Annotated in this window: 23 protein-coding genes and 4 pseudogenes; 15 read left to right on the top strand and 12 right to left on the bottom strand. The window is 45.1% G+C overall.

From position 1 onward, the window contains the following. Window positions 1-140: 140 nt before the first annotated feature. Window positions 141-314, bottom strand: coding sequence for a hypothetical protein (locus DWW91_RS26005; protein ID WP_224201638.1), 174 nt, complete (start codon window positions 312-314; stop codon window positions 141-143). Here DWW91_RS26005 and DWW91_RS26000 point away from each other — a divergent pair. The 3 genes and pseudogenes from DWW91_RS26000 to DWW91_RS25985 form a co-directional block, all read left to right on the top strand. Continuing rightward, window positions 296-1,555, top strand: a pseudogene (locus DWW91_RS26000) (IS1380 family transposase); the annotation flags it as partial. The gene DWW91_RS26005 and the pseudogene DWW91_RS26000 sit on opposite strands and share 19 nt — an antisense overlap. A 114-nt stretch (window positions 1,556-1,669) precedes the next feature. After that, window positions 1,670-2,062: a MobC family plasmid mobilization relaxosome protein gene (locus tag DWW91_RS25990; protein WP_005868789.1), complete on the top strand. Its 393-nt coding sequence runs from the start codon at window positions 1,670-1,672 to the stop codon at window positions 2,060-2,062. Beyond that, the gene (locus DWW91_RS25985; protein WP_118036831.1) at window positions 2,059-3,006 is read left to right on the top strand and encodes a relaxase/mobilization nuclease domain-containing protein; all 948 of its coding nucleotides are present in this window, start codon (window positions 2,059-2,061) and stop codon (window positions 3,004-3,006) included. Before DWW91_RS25990 ends, DWW91_RS25985 begins: the two co-directional genes overlap by 4 nt. Before the next feature lie 21 nt (window positions 3,007-3,027). Here the strand turns inward: DWW91_RS25985 and DWW91_RS25980 are convergent, their stop codons facing one another. Then, entirely contained in the window at window positions 3,028-3,687 is a 660-nt protein-coding gene (locus DWW91_RS25980; protein WP_004329304.1) for an AraC family transcriptional regulator, read from the bottom strand. 23 nt (window positions 3,688-3,710) lie between these two features. On the opposite strand from DWW91_RS25980, the gene DWW91_RS27580 reads away from it, so the two are divergent. Further along, on the top strand, window positions 3,711-3,899 hold the full coding sequence (locus DWW91_RS27580) for a hypothetical protein (protein WP_005775886.1): 189 nt from the start codon (window positions 3,711-3,713) through the stop codon (window positions 3,897-3,899). Window positions 3,900-3,946: 47 nt separating this feature from the next. Here the strand turns inward: DWW91_RS27580 and DWW91_RS25975 are convergent, their stop codons facing one another. Further along, on the bottom strand, window positions 3,947-4,846 hold the full coding sequence (locus DWW91_RS25975; protein ID WP_004329302.1) for an AraC family transcriptional regulator: 900 nt from the start codon (window positions 4,844-4,846) through the stop codon (window positions 3,947-3,949). A gap of 130 nt (window positions 4,847-4,976) precedes the next feature. On the opposite strand from DWW91_RS25975, the gene DWW91_RS25970 reads away from it, so the two are divergent. The 4 genes and pseudogenes from DWW91_RS25970 to DWW91_RS25955 form a co-directional block, all read left to right on the top strand. After that, the gene (locus tag DWW91_RS25970; protein ID WP_004329300.1) at window positions 4,977-5,753 is read left to right on the top strand and encodes an MBL fold metallo-hydrolase; all 777 of its coding nucleotides are present in this window, start codon (window positions 4,977-4,979) and stop codon (window positions 5,751-5,753) included. Continuing rightward, window positions 5,750-6,418 carry a radical SAM mobile pair protein A gene (locus DWW91_RS25965; RefSeq protein ID WP_004329299.1) on the top strand — a complete coding sequence of 223 codons (669 nt, stop codon included), beginning with the start codon at window positions 5,750-5,752 and terminating at the stop codon, window positions 6,416-6,418. Before DWW91_RS25970 ends, DWW91_RS25965 begins: the two co-directional genes overlap by 4 nt. Further along, window positions 6,415-7,290 (top strand): radical SAM mobile pair protein B, encoded by an 876-nt coding sequence (locus DWW91_RS25960; RefSeq protein WP_004329298.1) that lies wholly within the window; start codon window positions 6,415-6,417, stop codon window positions 7,288-7,290. The genes DWW91_RS25965 and DWW91_RS25960 overlap by 4 nt, the downstream gene beginning before the upstream one ends. Beyond that, a pseudogene (locus tag DWW91_RS25955) lies at window positions 7,291-7,782 on the top strand (sensor histidine kinase); the annotation flags it as partial. It abuts the gene before it with no gap. Window positions 7,783-8,056: 274 nt separating this feature from the next. Here the strand turns inward: DWW91_RS25955 and DWW91_RS25950 are convergent. The 3 genes from DWW91_RS25950 to DWW91_RS25940 all read right to left on the bottom strand — a co-directional run bounded on the left by DWW91_RS25950 (window position 8,057) and on the right by DWW91_RS25940 (window position 10,106). Beyond that, complete coding sequence (locus DWW91_RS25950; protein WP_007564634.1) at window positions 8,057-8,695, bottom strand: recombinase family protein; 639 nt, start codon at window positions 8,693-8,695, stop codon at window positions 8,057-8,059. A gap of 241 nt (window positions 8,696-8,936) precedes the next feature. After that, the gene (locus DWW91_RS25945) at window positions 8,937-9,773 is read right to left on the bottom strand and encodes a virulence RhuM family protein (RefSeq protein WP_007564633.1); all 837 of its coding nucleotides are present in this window, start codon (window positions 9,771-9,773) and stop codon (window positions 8,937-8,939) included. A gap of 3 nt (window positions 9,774-9,776) precedes the next feature. Continuing rightward, entirely contained in the window at window positions 9,777-10,106 is a 330-nt protein-coding gene (locus DWW91_RS25940; RefSeq protein WP_007564632.1) for a hypothetical protein, read from the bottom strand. Window positions 10,107-10,391: 285 nt separating this feature from the next. On the opposite strand from DWW91_RS25940, the gene DWW91_RS25935 reads away from it, so the two are divergent. Together DWW91_RS25935 and DWW91_RS25930 are read left to right on the top strand one after the other, a co-directional pair. Continuing rightward, entirely contained in the window at window positions 10,392-11,150 is a 759-nt protein-coding gene (locus DWW91_RS25935) for a ParA family protein (protein WP_007564630.1), read from the top strand. A gap of 4 nt (window positions 11,151-11,154) precedes the next feature. Continuing rightward, the gene (locus tag DWW91_RS25930) at window positions 11,155-11,412 is read left to right on the top strand and encodes a hypothetical protein (protein WP_005648607.1); all 258 of its coding nucleotides are present in this window, start codon (window positions 11,155-11,157) and stop codon (window positions 11,410-11,412) included. Between the two features lie 187 nt (window positions 11,413-11,599). Here DWW91_RS25930 and DWW91_RS25925 read toward each other — a convergent pair whose 3' ends face one another. Genes DWW91_RS25925 through DWW91_RS25915 form a run of 3 tightly spaced genes read right to left on the bottom strand, consistent with a single transcriptional unit; the run spans window position 11,600 to window position 14,922 of the window. After that, window positions 11,600-12,739: a fimbrillin family protein gene (locus DWW91_RS25925; protein WP_117707934.1), complete on the bottom strand. Its 1,140-nt coding sequence runs from the start codon at window positions 12,737-12,739 to the stop codon at window positions 11,600-11,602. 45 nt (window positions 12,740-12,784) lie between these two features. Then, a complete protein-coding gene (locus DWW91_RS25920) occupies window positions 12,785-13,705 on the bottom strand; it encodes a DUF5119 domain-containing protein (RefSeq protein WP_117707933.1) in 921 nt (306 codons plus the stop codon). Further along, window positions 13,702-14,922: a DUF3575 domain-containing protein gene (locus tag DWW91_RS25915; protein ID WP_032849859.1), complete on the bottom strand. Its 1,221-nt coding sequence runs from the start codon at window positions 14,920-14,922 to the stop codon at window positions 13,702-13,704. The genes DWW91_RS25920 and DWW91_RS25915 overlap by 4 nt, the downstream gene beginning before the upstream one ends. Before the next feature lie 316 nt (window positions 14,923-15,238). Here DWW91_RS25915 and DWW91_RS25910 point away from each other — a divergent pair, with 316 nt between their 5' ends. Next, the gene (locus DWW91_RS25910; protein WP_117707932.1) at window positions 15,239-16,300 is read left to right on the top strand and encodes a LuxR C-terminal-related transcriptional regulator; all 1,062 of its coding nucleotides are present in this window, start codon (window positions 15,239-15,241) and stop codon (window positions 16,298-16,300) included. Window positions 16,301-16,605: 305 nt separating this feature from the next. Here the strand turns inward: DWW91_RS25910 and DWW91_RS25905 are convergent, their stop codons facing one another. Both DWW91_RS25905 and DWW91_RS28235 read right to left on the bottom strand, forming a co-directional pair. Continuing rightward, window positions 16,606-17,886, bottom strand: coding sequence for an ATP-binding protein (locus DWW91_RS25905; protein ID WP_005868811.1), 1,281 nt, complete (start codon window positions 17,884-17,886; stop codon window positions 16,606-16,608). Between the two features lie 126 nt (window positions 17,887-18,012). Then, window positions 18,013-18,172: pseudogene (locus DWW91_RS28235) on the bottom strand (helix-turn-helix domain-containing protein). A gap of 129 nt (window positions 18,173-18,301) precedes the next feature. Here DWW91_RS28235 and DWW91_RS25895 point away from each other — a divergent pair. The 4 genes and pseudogenes from DWW91_RS25895 to DWW91_RS25880 form a co-directional block, all read left to right on the top strand. Next, the gene (locus DWW91_RS25895) at window positions 18,302-18,652 is read left to right on the top strand and encodes a helix-turn-helix transcriptional regulator (RefSeq protein ID WP_005868812.1); all 351 of its coding nucleotides are present in this window, start codon (window positions 18,302-18,304) and stop codon (window positions 18,650-18,652) included. Then, window positions 18,645-20,234: a type II toxin-antitoxin system HipA family toxin gene (locus tag DWW91_RS25890; RefSeq protein ID WP_117707931.1), complete on the top strand. Its 1,590-nt coding sequence runs from the start codon at window positions 18,645-18,647 to the stop codon at window positions 20,232-20,234. Before DWW91_RS25895 ends, DWW91_RS25890 begins: the two co-directional genes overlap by 8 nt. 99 nt (window positions 20,235-20,333) lie before the next feature. After that, window positions 20,334-20,654, top strand: coding sequence for a helix-turn-helix transcriptional regulator (locus DWW91_RS25885; protein WP_005868815.1), 321 nt, complete (start codon window positions 20,334-20,336; stop codon window positions 20,652-20,654). Next, window positions 20,644-20,877 (top strand): annotated as a pseudogene (locus DWW91_RS25880) (HipA N-terminal domain-containing protein); the annotation flags it as partial. The gene DWW91_RS25885 and the pseudogene DWW91_RS25880, both read left to right, overlap by 11 nt. A gap of 38 nt (window positions 20,878-20,915) precedes the next feature. Here DWW91_RS25880 and DWW91_RS25875 read toward each other — a convergent pair. Continuing rightward, window positions 20,916-21,899 (bottom strand): hypothetical protein, encoded by a 984-nt coding sequence (locus DWW91_RS25875; protein WP_005868869.1) that lies wholly within the window; start codon window positions 21,897-21,899, stop codon window positions 20,916-20,918. Window positions 21,900-21,917 lie beyond the last annotated feature (18 nt).

Raw genomic sequence — 21,917 nt, 5'->3', positions numbered from 1 at the left:
AACATACGCGTCATAATTATCAATCAGTTTTAACGGTATGACCGGTATGGGAAAAGGAGAAGTACTTTCCTGAAGAATGCTTTATCCGCCCTTCATCAGAAAGAAAGCATCTTACACCTGTACCCCATAGACATCCTATATTACTTTTTCAGTTCTTCCGATAAAAAGGAACGGTCTATCAATACTTGCACCAATGGTTTCTCTTTGACAAACTCATCAAGCTCACGCTTTATCAATTTATTGCCCAACCCTATGCGTCGTCCAAATTCCTCGAAATCCTTCCGCCCTACCTGATGAGCAATTTGACTCCACATTGTCATCTGTAATCGACTCAACCCTCGGTCTAAGGTGTAGATCGTTAGGTTATCAGTACAGCGAAATCATCCGTTCTCTCATGAGTATCTACTTCTGTGGTGGCTCATGTATTGAGGATGTCACTACTCATTTGATGAACCATCTCTCGCTTCATCCGACACTTCATACTTGTAGTTCTGATACTATCCTCAGAGCGATAAAGGAACTGACGCAAGAAAACATCTCATACACATCAGATACGGGTAAGAACTACGATTTCAACACGGCTGACACTCTCAATACTTTACTGCTCAATTGTATGTTTGCATCTGACCAACTGAAAGAGGGTGAGAAGTATGATGCAAAGCCTACATACAAGAAGTTCTCTGGTTATCGCCCTGGCGTGGCGGTTATTGGTGACTTGATTGTTGGCATTGAGAATAGCGATGGTAACACAAAAGTTCCATTTCATGGCACGTTTTCTCGCCATGGCAGAGCTTAAGTAAACTTAGCTCTGCTCATCTGGCTTAACGAAAACCTTCGTTTTCATCAGAAGGACACGCTGAAGAGGTTCTTTGAGAGATTTGAACAGAACAGGCTCACTATCAATCGTTTCAGAGCTGATTGCGGATCATGTTCCGAGGAAATCGTGGAGGAAATAGAGAAACACTGCAAGTCCTTCTATATCCGCACTAACCGCTGCAGTTCGCTCTACAATGACATATTTGCTCTCAGAGGCTGGAAGACTGAGGAAATCAATGGCATTGAGTTTGAATTGAACTCTATCCTTGTTGAGAAGTGGAAGGGTAAAGCATACCGACTTGTGATTCAAAGACAGAAACGGATGGATGGTGTGCAGGATCTTTGGGAAGGAGAATACACATACCGTTGTATCCTGACTAACGACTATGAATCTTCCGTAAGAGAAATTGTCGAGTTCTATAACCTTCGTGGAGGAAAGGAACGTATCTTTGATGATATGAACAATGGTTTCGGGTGGGACAGATTGCCCAAATCCTTCATGGCCGAGAACACTGTGTTCCTTCTTCTTACAGCACTTATCCGTAACTTCTACAAGGCCATTATCCAAAGACTTGACGTAAAGAGGTTCGGACTCAATGCAACAAGTCGCATAAAAGCGTTTGTCTTCAGGTTTATCTCTGTACCAGCCAAGTGGATCAGGACATCAAGGCGGTATGTGCTGAATATCTATACCTGTAACAATGCTTACGCAGATATTTTTCAGACTGATTTTGGATAACGCCTACAACTTATGGGTATGATACTGCGTATTGTCTCAAGTCGCATTGTGGGGTAAGGGGATGTTGTAGGCAGAAGTGGGTGTTTCTGCCTCAATTTATCTGATAATTCAGTAATGAGAGGACGTGTACACGCAAGAAGGACGTTGAAGGGCTTAGTTGCGGATTTGAGGCAGGTAAGAAAATACAAAGAATTAACAGCAACCGAGAAACTGAAATACCGTATCGCAGTGAAAATGACGGCAGCCGACTACTTCCGCCTGCTGACACGATCGCATGAGGCGGGCGTATCACCAAGCGAGTACATGAGGGAATGTTTCCGTAACGGTCATGTGAAAGAACGGCTGTCGGAGGAACATGCCGGATACATCCGCCAACTCTGCGGCATGGCTAACAATCTCAACCAGCTTGCGCGTAAGGCAAACGCCGGAGGCTTCCACGATGAACGGTGGGACTGCAAGGTGGCAGTGGCAAGGATTCATGAACTTATAACCAAGATAGGGATATGATGGCGAAAATCGTAAAAGGAAGCGACTTCAAGGGTGCGGTGGATTACATCATCGACAAGAAGAAGGATACGCAGATAGTAGCAAGCGAAGGCTTGTTTATGGAAAATCTGGAAACTATCGCCATGAGTTTCAATGCCCAGTCACGGATGAACGATAAGGTGACAAAACCTGTCGGACATATCGCGTTGAGTTTTTCCAAAGAGGATGAGTTACGGCTGACGAACCGTATCATGGCAGGCATCGCGCTTGAATATATGGAACGGATGGGAATCAAGAATACGCAGTTCTTCATCGCCCAGCATTTCGACAAGGAGCATCCGCACGTGCATATTGCTTTCAACCGCATAGACAACAACGGCAATACCATATCGGACAGGCACGAGCGTCTGCGCAGTACCTGCATCTGCAAGGAATTGACCTTGAAATACGGCTTGCATATGGCTGGCGGAAAGGACAATGTCAAACGCAACCGCCTGAAAGAGCCAGACAGGACGAAATATGCGCTTTACGACATCATCAAAATGGAAGTCGGCAGATGCGGCAACTGGAACGTGCTTATCGCCAACCTGAAACGGCAGGGAGTGGAAGTACATTTCAAGCATAAGGGGCAGACCAGCGAGGTGCAGGGTGTTGTATTCTCCATGAATGGCTACCATTTCAACGGCTCCAAAGTGGACAGGCGTTTCAGTTATTCCAAGATTGACGCGGCTTTGCAGCACAACAGATGCAGGGAACGTATGGGAATAACAGCCGGAATATATGAAACGGCTACACCAAGCGCACCGTCCGGCACGGCACAAAGCGAGTTGTTCAACGGCTCTTGGGGATTGCTAAAAAGCAGTGGCTCATCTTATAACACTGCTGATGCGGAAGCCAATCAGGAAATGGTGGATATACTTCGCAGAAGGAAGAAAGTTAAGCGCAAGAGAGGTGTTGGGTTCTAATATTCTGTACTAATCCAATTCTCACGACACTTGCGCTCTATATTCATTCGGAGTGTAACCTACCTCTTTCTTGAACAGTCGGGTAAAATGTTGCGGGTACTGAAAACCGAGATTATAGGCGATTTCATTAACGGTGTCGTCTGTAGATGCAAGTTCCGTCTTGGCTATTTCAATAGACTTGTCATGAATGAAATGCAGGGCGGTTGAACCTGTTTCTTTTTTCAATAAATCACTGAAATAGTTGGGCGAGAGGCAGAGCTTGTCTGCACAATACTGTACAGTGGGCAAGCCTATCCGTTTAGCAGCCCCATCATGGAAGTATTCGTCAAGCAACCGCTCAAATCTTGCGAGGATGTCTCGGTTTTGGTTGTCGCGTGTGATGAACTGACGGTCATAGAAACGTGTGCAGTAATCAAGGAACGTCTTGATGCTGTCTGTGATGAGGTTCTTGCTGTGACGGTGTATCGGATGGTTCAATTCATATTGAATCTTGTGGAAGCAATCCATGATGATTTGCCGTTCTTCCACACTAAGGTGCAATGCCTCGTTTGTCTCGTAGGAAAAGAACGAATATTCACGCATTATCCGCCCGAGAGGTGTATTCCGCAGCAGGTCGGGATGGAACATAAGCAGGTAGCCATCTGGTTGGAACTGCATGCCGTCATCTTCCGCACCGAACACCTGTCCGGGCGCGATAAATATCAGTGTGCATAATTATTCCTAAGTCTGTGAAACCGGAACGCATGAAGCAGAATCTCGACATATTAGACTTCACCCTGTCGGCCGACGACATGGCACGGATAAAGACGCTGGATACCGACAAGCCTTTCTTACTCGGCTCGCACGAAGATCCAGAAATCGTAAAATGGTTCATGCAGTACAAAAACGCCTGAACATCAACAACCATATTTCGATAGCCGCTATCGACTATATTAAGAAGTTATTCGTATATGCCTTTATTGTAATCCGTCATGTACTGAGTAAATGTTTTGCCTGTTTGCTGTTTGAAGAAGCGCATGAGATGGCTCGGATCAGAGAAATTGAAATCATCCGCCATTTCACTGACAGTGCGGTTGGAGAATAGCAATTCGTTCTTCAGTTCCTCAAGCAGACGTTGTTTTATCAAATGGGTAGCTGATACTCCGAATTGGGCTTTTACTGAGTTATTGAGTGTGATGCGACTGACATGAAGCATGTCTGCATATTCCTGCACCCGCTGGTGGGTGCGGATATTCTGTTCCAACAAGTCCTTGAACCGAAAAGCGAAATTGTTTTTAGCAATTTCAGCGGGCAAGCAATAGGCGGCAGCGTATGTACGATTGATAATCAGCAAAAGATAATATAGTAAGGAAACAATGATATTGTACGTATCGGACACTGGATTCATCAGCTCATACTTAATCTTTCCGAGCAGCCGCATATATTCCTTCATTTCGTCATGTGTGGCATTGATGTAAGGCGGCGTATCTGTCTGGTAACAATACAAAAGGCGAAAAACGAAGAACTTGTCGGCGATAAAAGTACGCATGAAATCTTCGCGGAATATAAGGAACGTGTAATCCAACGCCGTCTCATCTACATGCCACTCTTGTTGCTGATGGGGTGAAAGCAGGAGAACCATGCCGTCGCGCAGTTCAATCTTGCGGAAGTTCAGTAGCAAATATCCGTTTGCCTTACGGAAAAAGTAGAAGCTGAAGAAGTCTGTCTTAAACCGCTTGTTTTCTGTCAGCACAAGTCCGATGTCCTTGTTTATGGCAGTATTGATGTAAAAATCCACGCCGCAGCGTGTCTTGTTGAACGGTACGCTGACCAGTCGATCAGGGTTGATTATCTCGTCCATATCCTTGTCGTTTTTGCAAAGATAATAATTTCATTTATCAAAATGGCATAATTACCGTTTTTTCAGGCATAGATGTTTCGCCGGATTCTTCCGAACTTTGCACCCGTAATCAATAACAAGACATATAGTCATGAAAAAGACATCTACAGTACAATTGGTGCGCAATGCCACCTTGAAAATCAGGTATGCGGGACACACCATGCTAATTGACCCCGTTTTAGCCGACAAAGGCACTTTGATATCGGCCCTCGGTGTGAATAAAACACCGAGGGTACACCTCACCATTCCTATTCAGGATATTATCGGAGGCGTGGACATGGTGCTCCTGACCCACAATCACATCGACCATTACGAGCCGAGTGTCCCCACACATTTGCCCAAAGAAATTCCTTTCTACGTTCAGCCCCAGGACGCGGACGCCATCAGAAACGACGGATTTACAAATGTGATACCCATCGAAGAAATAAAAACAATAGACGGCATATCCATTTACCGCACGACCGGACATCATGGTTTCGGGCAGATCGGGCAGATGATGGGACCTGTATCAGGTTATGTGCTAAAAGCCGAGGGCTTCCCGACCGTTTATATAATGGGTGACTGCCGATGGGAAGCATGTATCCGAGACACCGTGGAACGGTTCAATCCTGACTATATCGTGGTAAACTCCGGAGGTGCAATCTTTCCCGAATTTTCCAAAACGGACGGTCCTATCATCCCCGACGAGAACGAAGTGATGCAGATACTTGACGAATTGCCTTCGCATATCAAGCTGATAGCCGTACACATGGATGCCATCGACCATTGCCAGACCACCCGTGCAATTCTGCGCAATGAGGCAACGCATCACGAAGCCGACATGAGCCGGCTGATTATCCCGGAGGACGGAGAAACAGTTGTGTTATGAGTGTCTGCATTAAATCCCTGATAAAAAACATGAACATAGTGGTAGGGTGCACTATAGGATGCCCTTACTGCTATGCCCGTAACAACTGCCGCCGTTTCCACATTACCGACGACTTTTCCGTGCCTGAATACATGGAACGAAAACTGCGCATCATCGATACGTCCCGTCCTCATGTGTGGCTCATGACAGGAATGAGCGATTTCTCCGATTGGAAGCCTGAATGGAACGCAGAAATTTTCGAGCGGATCAGCAGCAATCCCCAGCACGCCTATATCTTTCTGACGAAGCGCCCTGACAAAATCAGTTTCTCCTCTGACGACGAGAACGTATGGATGGGCGTGACCGTTACGCGCAGTTCCGAGAAAAGGAGGATTGATGATTTGAAAAAGAATATCAAAGCACGACACTACCATGTCACGTTTGAACCTCTCTTCGATGATATCGGCGAGATTGATTTCGAGGGAATTGACTGGATTGTCATAGGCACAGAGACCGGAAACCGAAAAGGAAAGTCATATTCGCGCCCCGAATGGGTGCTTAGCATTGCAGAACAGGCAAAGGCTCATGGCATACCGGTGTTCATGAAAGAGGATTTGCTGCCGATTATGGGCGACGAAAGAATGATTCAGGAATTGCCGGAACAATTTACCAGACGAATACAATGAATATGGATACAATAAAGGAAATAGATGTAAAGAGTGTAATGACCAAATCCTCTCTGCCGGTGGGAGGATATTCGGTCAACCCTTATGTAGGGTGTCCCCACGCCTGCAGGTATTGCTACGCATCGTTCATGAAACGGTTCACCGGGCACACCGAGCCGTGGGGTACGTTTTTAGATGTAAAAAACTGGAAGCCGATAACGAATCCTCATAAATACGACGGTGAACGTGTTGTAATAGGGTCTGTGACGGACGGTTACAATCCGTATGAAGAAGAATTCCACCGTACCCGAAGGCTGCTCGAAGAGCTGCGAGGAAGCGATGCCGAGATTATGATATGCACAAAGTCCGATCTTGTCCTTCGCGATCTCGACCTGTTGAAGAGTTTTCCCAAAGTGACTGTGTCATGGTCTGTCAATACGCTCGACGAGCAGTTCTGCGCAGATATGGACAACGCCGTAAGCATTGAACGCCGTCTGAAAGCGATGCGTCAGACATACGAGGCAGGTATCCGCACCGTATGCTTCGTCTCGCCCATATTCCCCAGAATAACAGACGTAAAGGCAATAATAGAGGAGGTAAAAGATTATGCTGATTTAATCTGGCTTGAAAACCTGAATTTACGCGGGCAGTTCAAAGGCGGGATAATGACGTATATCCGTGAGAAGTATCCTGACCTCATACCGCTTTACGAGGAAATTTACAATAAAAAAAGGCTTGAATACTGGCAGGCATTGGAGCAGGACATTTCAAATTACGCCAAGGAGCAGGGCTTCCCGTATCGTATAAACGATCTGCCATACGGACGCTCGGAAAAAGGCAAACCTGTCATCGTAAACTACTTCTACCACGAAAAAATACGATTGACAAAATGAGGCTATGCCGGACTGATGCAGAAAAGTTGTAGCGCGGATAAAAGCACCATGTATGTGGATAATATCCGGCAATCTTCCGAGCGTATGCGGGAGATGCTCAACACGCTGCTGGATTTCTTCCGTCTGGACAACGGCAAGGAGCAACCCAACCTTTCCCCTTGCAGGATTTCCGCAATCACGCATATTCTTGAAACGGAGTTCATGCCCATTGCCATGAACAAGGGGCTGACTTTGATAGTGGAGAGCCACACCGATGCGGTGGTTTTGACCGACAAGGAACGTATCCTGCAAATCGGCAACAACTTGTTGTCAAACGCCATCAAGTTCACGGATAACGGTAGTGTATCATTGGCAGCGGATTATGATAACGGTTTGCTGAAACTTATCGTTGAAGATACCGGTACGGGCATGACCGAAGATGAGCAACAACGAGTATTCGGTGCATTTGAACGTCTTTCAAATGCCGCCGCAAAAGACGGCTTCGGATTAGGCTTCCTGCAACCAGCCGTTATCCAACAGCCGGGTTAAATGCGTCCTCCCTATCTCGGCCGTCCCTTGCAGGACGACACAGCGGTCTTTCTCCTGGAGCTTTCTTAATTCCTCCAGTGAAGCCGCCATTTTCTCCGCCATTGTTGCCATAACCGTTTTTATTTAGATTCTGATTATTTTCGTGCAAATACTCGTTTTTAGACACGTGTAAATACTCGTTTTTAATTATGTGCATTTACTCGTATTTGTTGCAAAAATACAATATTTGTTCCGATAATCAGCTACTAATGAAGTCTTTTTTTACTTGTTGTATCGTCGAAACGGCCTTTCCCGTGAGCTTCGCCACGTTCCGGATCGAGTAGCCTTTCTTTAACAAGGCGATCGCCTCCCGGTATTCCTCTTTCCTCTGTTCGGCCGTTTTCCGGCTTCCCGGCTTCCGTCCCAGCCTGCCCCCTTTCTGGATGTACAACTCCCGTCCGCTATTAAGGCGGTCGATGATCCCCTGGCGTTCGATCGCGGCCAGTTCCCCCAACAGGGTAGTGATCAGAGAGGACAAGGGGTTTACCGTCTTGTCCGGCCGTAACGTTTCCAGGTTCAGGTTTTGAATATACACGCATATTTTATGCGTGTGCAGCGTATCGAGTGACTTTAGGATCTCCAGGGTTGAACGCCCCAGGCGTGAGATCTCGGTCAGCAACAACATATCCACCCGGTTCTGCGGATCTGTGCAGTATTCCAGGCAACGGCTTAAAACCGGGCGTTCGATATTGGCCTTTCGTCCGCTTATCTTTTCCTCAAAGACCGCCGTCACCTCGTACCCCCGTCCGGCTGCGAACCTCTCCAGATCGACAACCTGCCGTTCGGTCGATTGCCTGGCCGACTGCGAGCTTACACGTGAATAAATAACCACATTCATCCCTTTTGCTTTTGTTCTTCCTTATCTATTGTTTTAATCACCTTATCCACCTCTTTCAAGGAGGCATTATTTCCGGATCTATCCAAAAAAGAAATTCGCTAATTAACCTATAATTACTATCTTTGCATTGTAATGCTTGGTAAAGCCTCTGTTATCAAAACACGTAACCAAGTCAAGGATATACCCGTTCATCAAGAACGGGTTTTTCTTTTGCGACAGCCCATTCATAAGACAAAGGATATTATAACAGGTCAGTAATCACAGCCGCCGGAATATCCAGCTTTGAGAAAGCGAACATCTTTTTCCCCAGATCCTTTAACGAGGCTCCGATATGGTACACGTCCGTTTCATCAACGATCAGGAAACGGTCGTGACTGTCCCGGTACGTCCTGATGTCGATAGGTGGGTACTGGCTGTTATGCCTGTCAAGATCAAGTTGGAGTTGCTGCGTGATACGCTGGGTGTAAATGGTGGCCGAGACACCGACGCTGCGTTTACTCAACATGAGCAAGACCGTTTCGTCCACATAGTTGTCGATAAGCACGATCGAACGCCTGGCCGACTTTACCAGATCGGTAGCGAACTTGTACGCATCGAAAATCTGGCCGTTATAAAAAATGCCTTCGACCGGGGGCAAGGCAGTACGCACAAAAAAATCTATCTTCTCGGTATGTTGAGCGACAGTCCTTTCAAGTTCTGACAAACGTTTATTAATGGAATACCCTTTTAAAAGATAGTCCTTTAAAACCTTATTCGCCCATTGCCTAAATAAAATACCTCTTTTACTATTGACACGAAACCCAATGGATATGATCGCATCCAAATTGTAATAAGTCAGATTGCGCATCACTTGCCGTTTGCCTTCCTGTCGAACTGTTCGGAAATCCCGAACAGTTGAACTTTCCTCTAATTCTTTCTGATCATATATGTTTTTTATATGCTCGCTTATATTTGCTTTGCTGGATTGAAAAAGATCCACAATTTGCGCCTGTGTCAGCCAAACGGTTTCATCTTCCAGCCTCACTTCCAACTTGACCGCTTCATCCGGCTGGTATAATATGATTTCTCCCTGTTCCATTACTTATTTACCTTTTCTTAATTCATCAAGCCTCTGCATCGCACCGCTGAACTTCTCACTAAACATCATATCATCGGGCAAAACAAACCAGGTGGGAATACCTCTCGACTGTGGATTACCTATACATTCATCTTGCCCGTTCTGTTTGCGGTAATCGTCCCATTCACTATAAGCGATGTTCCAACGAATACCTAATTTATAGGTATTTTCCCATTTAATAATAGCCAGTGAATAGGCCGGATCATCTTTGCCGTCATAAATCACTTCTACAACTTCAACCATCCCTTTAGGGGAATTTATAAACTTCGGATTTTTATACGAATAAGTGCTCATGTCTTTTATTTTTTATTTATAGCACACAAAGATACTCAAAAACAAATATATACATATATACATACGTATGATTAACGTATAAAAACATTTATGGTTATTCTAATCTTTGATTAATTCCGGTACAGAAACAAAACGTACCGAAAGGTGGAAACCGGATTTATTTCGGTACGCTTCCCCGATCGGCACAAAAAACACGCAAAAAACGAAAATACTACTTTTAGTATTTTAGTATATTAGTTTTTGACTATATTTGCGGACATGACAACCATTTAAAAAACTGAATTTATGAGCAAAGCAAAAGTAATCTCCGTATTGAATCACAAAGGGGGAGTAGGAAAGACTACAACCACGATCAACCTGGGCGGCGCGTTACGTCAAAAAGGGTACAAGGTTCTTTTGATCGACCTTGACGGACAAGCCAACCTGACTGAATCGCTGGGCTTCTCTGCGGAGCTTCCCCAAACGATCTACGGTGCGATGAAAGGCGAATACGACCTGCCGATCTACGAGCATAAGGACGGCCTTAGCGTCGTTCCCTCCTGCCTGGATCTCTCGGCCGTTGAAACGGAGTTAATCAACGAGGCCGGGCGGGAACTTATCTTAGCCCACCTTATCAAGGGCCAAAAGGAGAAATTCGATTATATCCTGATCGACTGTCCCCCCTCGCTGTCGCTGCTCACGCTTAACGCACTGACGGCCTCGGATCGGCTGATTATCCCGGTTCAGGCTCAATTCCTGGCAATGCGTGGAATGGCCAAACTTATGCAGGTCGTCCACAAGGTGCAGCAACGTTTGAACTCGGATCTTTCGATAGCCGGGGTTCTGATAACCCAGTACGACGGAAGAAAGAACCTGAACAAGAGCGTTTCGGAACTGGTACAGGAAACATTCCAGGGCAAAGTGTTCAGCACCCATATACGCAACTCCATTGCGCTGGCCGAAGCCCCGACACAAGGGCAGGATATTTTTCACTATGCCCCAAAATCTGCCGGGGCAGAGGACTACGAAAAGGTATGTAACGAACTGCTAACAGAAATAAAGTAACCATATGGCAAAGAAGAACGATTTAAAAAACAGTATGTCGGCCGGGCTGACCGGGGGATTAGACAGCCTGATCCAATCCACGGCCGGGCAAAAAGAGGCTCAAAAGCCGAAGAAAGCGAAAACCGTGCATTGTAATTTTGTCATGGACGAAACCTATCACCAGAACTTAAAGCTGATCGCGATCCGCAAAGGCGATTCGCTAAAATCGGTATTGCAAGAGGCTATATCTGACTACTTGGATAAAAACAGTTCCCTGCTATAATAGCGTATCGGGAATATACAGGGCAAACACTCCACAAAAGAAATTCTCCAGGAAAAAGGTACGCAGAAAAGCAACCCTACACATAAATTACAGATGATAAAAGCAATAAAAAACCCGTTGGCAGGATTAATCTTGCGTATGTTTAACCTGCCAACGGGTACGATATTAATAAACGTTTGGATTAAGGTTAGACGTTTACGTCTTTATCTGCTTTATCTGCATTACCCCAGTCTGTTGTCTCTGCATCAAACTGGATCGGATTCAACACAGCCTCTCCCTGATCATTATAACCACCACCGAAAATCAACGTGTAGATATGACGCTTGCCCGCTACCCATGTATCTCCGAACGGAACATAAATTGTTTTGTATTCGCTTGCTGAACCCAACAGATAAACTCCGTTCTGCCGGATTTTGCAGGAGATCTCCAGATAACATTGCTTCGCATTATCGGCATCATGCTTGGTTTTGGTGTCTGTTCCGGAAACGTTCCAAGCAGTCAGCGTCTGTGGTATATTCAGCATAGGAGTAGTTGTGGTAATATCGGTAACTGGGTCATTACCTTCGACCGTGATGGATTTGTCTTTCACTACGGTAAATGTGCCCAGACCTGATGCTTCACTTGGTAAACCATCAAGATCACTCCAATTCCCCGTTACATCGGCTGCCGCAGGCAATGTGAAGACGCCGCCCATTTTGACATTATAAATCTTGATCATGTTGATGTCCACCTGCATGTTATCGTATTCGGTCTTTGCTTTGAATACGACCTGTGACAGAATATGCTTGAAGTTAAATTTCACTACTCCGTTGTTCATGTCTTTTGTCCGGTCTTTGGCTATGGCATACATCACGTCGTAGTTTTCATGACCATTGTTGGCTCCATACTCATCGATGCAGCTATACCTTATCTTTTGGACATCCTTGGTGACTTCCCAACTATAAAACCCCATCATATCGTCACTAACCGTTCCGGGATTGAACGCGTAAAAGTCCAAAGCCTCGGTAGGCCAATAACGAAGGTCGCTCGCTTTTTTATAATCCCACTTATTATCTTTGTACACGATGTTCACTCCGTCATGTCCAAATACCATGTGGTCCGTTCCCATGAAGACAGTACCATCCGCCGTAAAAGCGAACACGTCGAAATCGGTGTTCTTCAAGTTGTCGGGGGTAGTAGGGGTAGCCCTCGTTTCCGCCGCATTACTTAACACGTTAAAACCAATCGCATTCCGTGAGGAGGTTTCCACATTCGCAATCTCCTCGTCTGAGCAACCCATGAGTAGAGCTCCAAAGATTGCCCAAAGCATTACTGTACTTTTTTTCATAAATAAAAACAATTTAAATTGATACATATAATTAACAAACTCGTATTACAACACTATATCCATATTCACATCATCCCAATCATCAACGTCCACATCAAATCCCGCACCGTCACTTCCCGGCTCGGATGGTACCTCATAATCAAAATTCAACACCAGATGCACATCACCGACATGCCCCGCTACCGGGACATCATGCACTTGGTCGCTCACGTCCTGTTCCAATACAGACATGCTGCCGGAACGGTTCTTGAGATACAGCCGGAAAACATTGGGCTCTCCTTCAAGTGCGGAATGTCCAAACGTATAGAATCCGCCTATAATCTGATTCCGTGAAACCATTCCATCAAAGAGCAGGCTCTCCGAAAGACCGGCGGGCAAACTGTCGGCGGACATGTTAAGCGAGCCGGACATGCCGGAAAGAGCGGCCCGCAAATCCGCCACCCTATCCAGTCCCCGAAGACCGTTCACCTCATACGTGTAGTGACATACCATGTTTACGGGAGTCAGCCGTACTATCTCCGCGCTTCCTCCCGGAATGTCCTTGAGGATAACTTCGTCTATATGGTCGCCACACAGCCAAGGTGGGGTGACAGCCATTGTCCGGTTATCCGGCGACTGCACATCACGCGTATCGGCAGTAAAAAGCGTGTAACTGCCGTTTTCTTTCCAAACCATCCCGTCGGTATCGTAGTTGAAGCAAATTACCCGGTAATCATTCTCGGGAAGCTCCACTTCCCCATCCTCTCCTCCGGGGAAATCAAATATCCACGTGTTGCTTTCATCGTCGGTCGGATAAAATACGACCCTCATGCCTTCAGGCTTGTCATGATTGGAAATCTTGGTCCAGTCGAATACTACCCGCACCGTGGCAAAGTGCGGATGATCGTAACATAAATCCTTATGCTCACAAGCCGTCAGTCCCATCCATAAAAATATGAACACCAGACTAAAGCGTATCAGTATCACTGCCTGCCTCCTTTCTTCCGGCTATAATTCCCCCGCCCGATCAACCACACCAAAGAGATACCCGCCTTGGTCGGGCCGAACCAGCAGCGTTTTTTAGTGGTCTGCCATACATAGTGACCGTCCAAAGGGATGTACTCCTTGTACAATCCTCCAAGGTAGCCGATTCCCAACGTGAAATCCACATTGAACCGATGTCCCACAGGTAACGAGTAGCCGTAAGCCACGCCTCCCCCGTAACTCCATTTATCCCCCAAGTAACCTTTCCCACCCAATTCGAAATCATAGGTGACGATCTGCCCGTACAATCCGACATGATGCCCGGAAAACGGTTTTTCCACCGCTCTCCGACCGAACCAGCGGCGCAACTCCACATCTCCCCCATAGATACGCCAATAATTATGCTTCCGATCACTTTTCCACCAGGCATACATCCAATTCCCGGCCACAGACCAGTTCTTCCCCAAACAGAACTCAACCCCGATGTCAGGTATCAAAACAGCGTCATAAAGCAAGTTTGTTTTCACCGCCATGCAAAACGGCCGTTTCTTTACCGGAGCTATGACGGTAACGGTATCACGGATGCACAACGTATCACGTGTATGTATATATACCGTATCTCTGACGGGATTTATCGGATCACTATCATAGCATATTTTCACCATCGACGAACGAAGTTTCGGAAAATGGAATTTATACAAATATGAGTATGGCCTCCCCCCTTTCAGTCTTTTCAGTTCTCCCCCCCAATAAGGGCTGTCCTGGTTTTCCAAACGTACGATCTTCTCCAACAAACGAAGGACATCCTCCCTCTCCGGAACATTCACATCCGCTCTCACCATCGTTATAAGTCCGTTCCAGTCGCTTCCCGAAAAATGAAAATCCCTCTCCAATACCGGAATCTTTATATAAGGTGATATATACCGCCACAAAACCTCTGCTCGTTTTTCAGACAGCCTTCCATTCAACAGCCCCCCTCCTTCCGGGGAAGCTCCTCCTATTATTTGAATTTTCCTGATAAGACGGACGGAGTCGTTCAATGCGGAACAGATTTTAGCAAACCGCTCCATCTCGTTCCCATTGTCAAGTAAACATGTATCTATATTTACCTTTCCTTGATGAAAATAGATCCTTACCGAATCACGCTTCTCCTGAGCGGATATTTCTCCGCTTATACTCAACACGAGCACGAACAATACACATTTAATATAAAAAAACATCTTTTCGTCATTTAATCATTTGTTAATATGACAATCCAAACCCAGGCTTTTACACCCCCTGAATTTCAACCGCTAAAGATATGCACTTATAAACCAACCTCCAAAGCAAAAAACAAGTATTTTAAACTTATAAATACTTAAAAAGACAACCACACAACAGCTACAACACTTACCACAGCAGCCAATCACGCTTACACAACAATTAAAAACACTTAACATCATAAAGAAAAGTACTTAAACATACAAAAAAAAAAAAAAAAAACAGTTATTTTTGCAGGAAACATTATACTTAATAACACTTAAAACAATAAAACACATGAAATTCAGCACAAAAGCCGCTACTTTTCTAAGTTCAATAAAAACTCAAACTTACGACAAAAAAGAAAGAGAAATGATAATAACGTATCAACAAAAACGAGTCTTTCATCTATCCCTGCTCATGCTGGTCTTATGCGCACCCATATACATATATTCAGTTCCATTTCCCAATGAACAGTTTTATTATATTAACAGCGTATTATTCCTGTTTATCATTATGTGCACTCTCGCTTATTTTAAAAAGAGAGTAAATCTGACCACGACCTTTTCCATTATACTGATAGCCATACATATCGAGATTTTTATCGAAATAATTTATTGCTCAATATGTAGCGGACATGAATATAGTTATCAAAGAGCATTGATAATGAGTAACATTACTATCTCTCTCTTATTTACCATGCTTTCCATCTGTGCCTATATGAGTAATATCTCCATCCTATTGTCCTCCCTTACCATAGCTTCCTATACAATCTGCACACTTATCACCGACGAACCGTTCCTATACAGTTATCTGCCTTTGATCATCATCATATACACCATGATCCCCTTATTAGGAAGATCCTTACGCAGTAATATCAGCAGCTTGCTAAAAAGTAGCAACTTGCTAAAAGAGGAAGAGGAAATGCTTTTGAAACGTCTCCAAATGAAAAAGGAAGAACTATTCGCGTTCGCCGAGTTGTTAAGCGAGAATAACCCGGAAGAAAAGACAAGCTCCCTGTTAAACATAATAGGGGAACAATCCAAAGAAAATCTTTTTACAGCCCTTGCCGCATACCAGAAAAAGGAAAAAAGTAAACTTGATACAATCAGGAGAATATATCCCAATTTATCCCCGTCCGAATTAAACATCTGCCGTTTAATACTGCAAGACAAGACCGTCAGCCAAATATGCGAATTATTACATCGGAGTAGCGGAAACATAACCAGCCAACGAGCGAACATACGTGCCAAACTCGGACTGAAAAAAAGCGACAATTTAAAAGAAGCATTACAAGAACGCATGAGGCTGTATGAAGAAGAACACCACCGGCAAGAGGAGTTTTCAGCCATGCGTTAGGGATTGCAGAGTAAAGCCCACAGCCTTTAGGCGAGGACTTGAAACGTAAAGCCCGACCGTCCCACGGGAACGCCCAAAAGAAAAAGAATCCCCCGAACATTCATCCAGGGGACATCCAAGCCGTCACGTCAATTATAATACAGATTCAGATCATCCGTGCCAATCTCCTTTCCGTCCCGGAAAACAAGGCGTAAATCAATCCTCTCTCTGTTTTCATTGCCACAAAGATAGACATACCGGCCAACATACGCATCATACTTATCAATCAGTTCTAACGGTATGACCGGCATGGGAAAAGGATACACCTATATTGCATATAGCGGAAAATTTGTAAGATTACCCTGTACTTTATAAGGCAACATAGAAAATCTCTCCGCATGCAATTCCGGTCTTTTTCCCAGTAATGCTGTCAACGAATTGGCCCGGACATTCCCTTCGGCCTTCACTTCTATCGGCACCATTTGGGCATTACGTTGAATAACAAAATCCAACTCAAGACGCGAATTGTCTGTGTTATGGTAATAAATCGGTGACACGCCCTTACTTTTCATCTGCTGCAATACATACTGTTCAGTCATTCCTCCCTTGTATTCCTTAAATATGTCGTTTTTAATCAAGACTTGGGCCGGATCTGTCTTGACCATAGCACCCATAAGCCCCAAATCAACCATATAGAGTTTGAAAGCCGACAGGTCTTCATAAATATCAAGCGGAAGCTCCGGTTTGGTACATCGAGGCACTTTATACAACAACCCGGCATTTACAAGCCATTGAATGGCCATCTCAAAATCATTGGCTCTGGCACCTTTTCGCAAAGCTCCGTAAATGAATTTCTTGTTTTCTTTAAATAATTGGGAAGGAATGCTGTTCCATACCATTCGGACACGCGGAACCTGTTCTTTGGGCGCATGTTTTGAGAAGTCAAGATCATAGCCTTGCAAAATCTCCGACTGTATTCTTCTGACTTCCAGCAAGGAATCCGTTTCTACATATTTGAGTACAACTTCCGGCATACCACCTACATAATAATATTGCCGAAGGAGATCCGTATATTTGTCATGCAGGAGGCTTATCGTTTCAAAATCCCCACTCATAAGCAATTTACAAGCTTCTTCTTCTCCCTTGGCGACAAGAAACTCTTCAAAGTTCATAGGAAATATATTGATGACATTTACCTTCCCTACGGGATAAGACACATCCTGATGAAGGGATATCCCCAAAAGTGAACCTGCCACAGCTATATGATACTCCGGAACCTCCTCTTTAAAATACTTCAAAGATTCCAGTGCTTCCGGGATATCTTGTATCTCATCAAGGATAATAAGCGTATCACCCGGAGTAATGTCAACGGAAGTCATCGCACGCAGCCCCCGTAAAATTCTGTCAACATTGAAATCCTGAGAAAAAAGCTGGCGTGCAAGGTTATTCTTACGGCATACCACATAAGCCTCTTTTTTGTATTCAAGTTTGGCAAACTCATGGAGCAGCCATGTTTTCCCAACTTGTCGGGCACCATTTAAAATCAGAGGTTTTCTATCCTCACGGTTTTTCCATTCTATAAGTTGTTGCAAAACAAATCTTTTCATCTACAAACAGCATTTTTATACATGTAAAAACAGCGTATAATACATTTATCCGCACTTATTTAAAGCACAAATATACTAAAATAAACAGATAATAGAAGCAATCTTATACATTTTTCCGCACTTTAATCAACTCCAATGGAAAGCAGTAGCCAATTTAGGATTGCCTTCTCCACGCTCGATGGCCACCAGCGTATTGATGCCCACGCCCGCCAGTTCGGAGAAGTTCCAGCTGATTGACCTTCAAACTCTTCCTGCACTCTTTAATCATCTTTCCTAGCTCTTTCATATTCACAACACATTGTGATTTTAGTCAGTTTTCATCCTAGTTCAAAGAAAAAAACAGCCGATAAAGCAACTATAATCATTGTATTCATATAGATTAACATCATATATTCAAGTTAATCTATATATTTACATGGATTATTTGTATATTTGCAAAAAAGGAACAACCATGTGGAATGAAATGAGCAATCCAGCTGTGCTGATGAGAATCGGCCAGCGCATCAAAGAGACACGTATCAGGCAGCATATCACGCAGGAAGAACTGGCAACGGCTTCCGGTGTAAGCCCCTTGACCGTTGCGAACATCGAGAAGGGCAAATCGGTATCGCTGCTGTTGTTCATCAGCGTACTCCGCTCGCTCGGCCTGCTGGAGAACCTGGAGCAACTGGTACCGGAAATCCGGGTCAGCCCGATAGAGCTCAAAAAACTGCAAGGAAAGAAACGCTACCGTGTACGCCATTTAAAACAAGATAACCATGAATGATTTGATAGTAGATGTAAAGCTATGGGGAGAAAGCGTAGGCTCTCTCTATTGGGAAAAGGAAAGCAATGCCGCCTTGTTCGACTATGAACGGAAGTTCATCCGCTCCGGTCTTGACATTTCTCCCATCATCATGCCCATCAGCCAGTACAGGAACACCCCCTACCGGTTCCTTGAAAACCGTACCGACTGTTTCAAGGGGTTGCCCGGCCTGTTTGCCGATTCACTGCCGGACACTTTCGGAAACCAGATCATCAATGAATGGTTTGCCAGCAAGGGATTGTCCGGAGAAGAGATTACCCCTTTAGACAGGCTTTGCTATGTAGGCAAACGTGGCATGGGCGCACTGGAGTTTGAGCCGTCCTCGCCAATCAACGGCATGAACGAATCATCAGTGCTCCATATCGAGGAACTGACGGAGCTTGCCAAATCCGTATTCACGGACAGAATGGCTTTTCAGGTCCAACTGCGCCAGGAAGGAAGAAACATTCTGGATATACTGAAAGTGGGAACATCTGCCGGAGGTGCCAAGCCCAAGGCCATCATCGCCTACAACGATATTACCGGAGAGGTACGCTCCGGACAGGTAAAAGCTCCTGAAGGATTCGGATATTGGCTGTTGAAATTTGATGGCGGCAAATACAGCGAACACACGCAGATAACGGACAATCCACAAGGAATAGGAAATATCGAATATGCCTATCACCGGATGGCAAAAGCCTGCGGTATCGATATGATGGAATGCCGGTTACTTCAGGAAAAAGAGTCATATCACTTTATGACACGCCGTTTTGACCGTATGAAAGACGGAGAGAAAATCCATGTACAGACATTGGCCGGGCTTGCCCACTATGACCGTGACCAACGCCATTCATACGAAGAGATATTCCGTATCATGCGGCAGATGAACCTCCCTTATCCAGAGCAGGAGGAACTATACCGAAGAATGGTGTTCAACGTCATGAGCCGGAACCATGACGACCATAGCAAGAACTTATCTTTCCTGATGGATAGACAAGGGAAGTGGAAACTGGCCCCAGCATACGACCTCTGCTACTCATACACACCGGGCGGCAAATGGACGAACCGCCACCAGCTGTCACTCAACGGCAAACAAGACAATTTCACGATGGAAGATCTGCAAAAGGTAGGTGAGAACATGGGTATCCGGAAACACAAACAGATTATCGAAGAGATACAGGAAACCGTATCGCATTGGCATGAGACTGCCAAGGATTGCGGGGTCAAGCCGGAACACGCCGATTTTATCGGAGAAAACCTGCTCTTGTTCGGCAAGCAACTGCATACGATCCATATGCCGGACATTGCCAACGAACAAGAGCAGGCTTTCATGAAGGCTATGCGAAATGATGACTTCAATACCATTCTGAAACTGAAGATGAGAGGATATCAGCCATCGGAGAACACACTGAAAAGCCTCCAGCCGGATGTATCCGCCACCACCTTCATCGCTGCCGCCAAAATCTTCCAAATGGAAGGGATGCTAAAAAGCCTTCAGGACATAAAACCCGCGCAAAGCCCGATTACAGGCGGCAATAAACGTAGCATGGAATTGGGGGATTAGCACACAAACTACATCGCGCACAATTCAATATAACAGTAAATATATTAATTGTTATATATAATATTTTGATTTAACAATTAATATATTTACCTTTGTAAAATGACAACGAATCACATCACCCAAGCCATGGCCAATCCGGAAATCATAGTGGAACTGGGCAGACGATTTAAGGAATACAGGCTAACCTATAGGCTCACCCAAAAAGAGGCTGCCGAGAAAGCCGGTGTCAGCCTTATCACCTTACGCCAGTTTGAGAACGGGAAGGCCTATAACATCAATATGGGCAACTTTCTTGCCCTGTTACGAGTAGTGGACTGTCTGGAACAGATGGATGATCTGATGCCGGAAATACCTGTTTCAGCCTATACAATGGAACGAATAATGAATAAAAAGCCGAAAAGGATAAGACATGGAAAATAATGTTGTGAGTGTTATGTTATGGGGAGAAGAAGTCGGAAAGCTCTATTGGGACGAAAGAAACAAAAGAGCCGTCTTCAACTATCATCCGGATTTCATCAAGAAAGGAGTGGAAATCGCCCCACTGACCGCTTCTGTCAAAGGACCGGCGGCAAAGGGTATGCCCATACTCGGAAACAAAGAAAAGACTTATCAAGGTCTCCCACCGTTTTTGGCAGATTCATTGTAGTGCCACTATTTTATAAGCAGCACTGCAATTGTTCCTTACCCCAGCAAATGCACCTCCTGTAACCTCACCAACCCCAAATACATCTTCAAGAACACCTCCTGATACACCTTCAGATCCGGGAAATAGACGAAAGACTTCCGGGCAAAAGAGAGGCACGTGAATGGCCGTTCATTCGGAACCTCCATTTCCGGATAGCGTTTCTTCGCCTGGTCAACCGCCATCTTGTTCAGTGAAGCCACGAAGTTAGCCTGGCGTATCGGATTCCATTTCGGGGTTTCAAGAATCACCATCCCATCTTTCCGCTCAGGAATAACCAAATATTCATCCTGCACGTTACGGACGTAATAGCACACAAAAGACAAGGCCTCATAGACATTATCCCCTACATGAATACCGATAACCCGTTCTTCAACCGGTGTACCGGCAAAGCATTCCGCAATCTGTTTCATGGCATACCCATGCAACAAGGCAGCATCAGAAGCCAACAGATAAGCCGGTGCGGTACGCTCTCCTCCCTTATCGATGGCAGCAAAGACAGAAGGACTCCAACAGAGATGGATGAGCTTTCCTTTTTCTTTCTCACGAAGGGAAGCGACACATAAACGGTTATCAAAGACCAAACGGGCTTCTTTCGTTTCCGGATGGAACTGGAACACGTTCCGTACCCTGTCCGGCTTATGGATATCCATCATCAGATAGCCCTGCCAACCGGACACGTGCTTTGTCTTCAAGACGGTTTCGCTTTCCTCCACATCGAAAAGATAAGACAAGAGCTTTTCTCGCTTACAACATACGAAGAGAGAAAGCTCGTCCTGTTCTTTCATCTGCTGCATATCCAAGGAAAGAACAAAAGCCAATTGCCAAGGAGTAAGCTCGGAAAAGCCATGTAATTCAATACAAGACAACGCATCCTTCTCCGGTGAGTAAACGACATATCCCCGGCCACCTATCTCATATCTCAACATGAAATCCCCCTGTTCAGTGGGATGATAATTCTGTAAAACGGTCTGATAATTCATAAAGCAAATATATTAAGT

This window comes from Parabacteroides sp. AF17-3, from assembly GCF_003635445.1.
Taxonomy (GTDB): Bacteria; Bacteroidota; Bacteroidia; order Bacteroidales; family Tannerellaceae; genus Parabacteroides; species Parabacteroides goldsteinii.
This window is presented reverse-complemented; position numbering and strand designations above follow the sequence as displayed.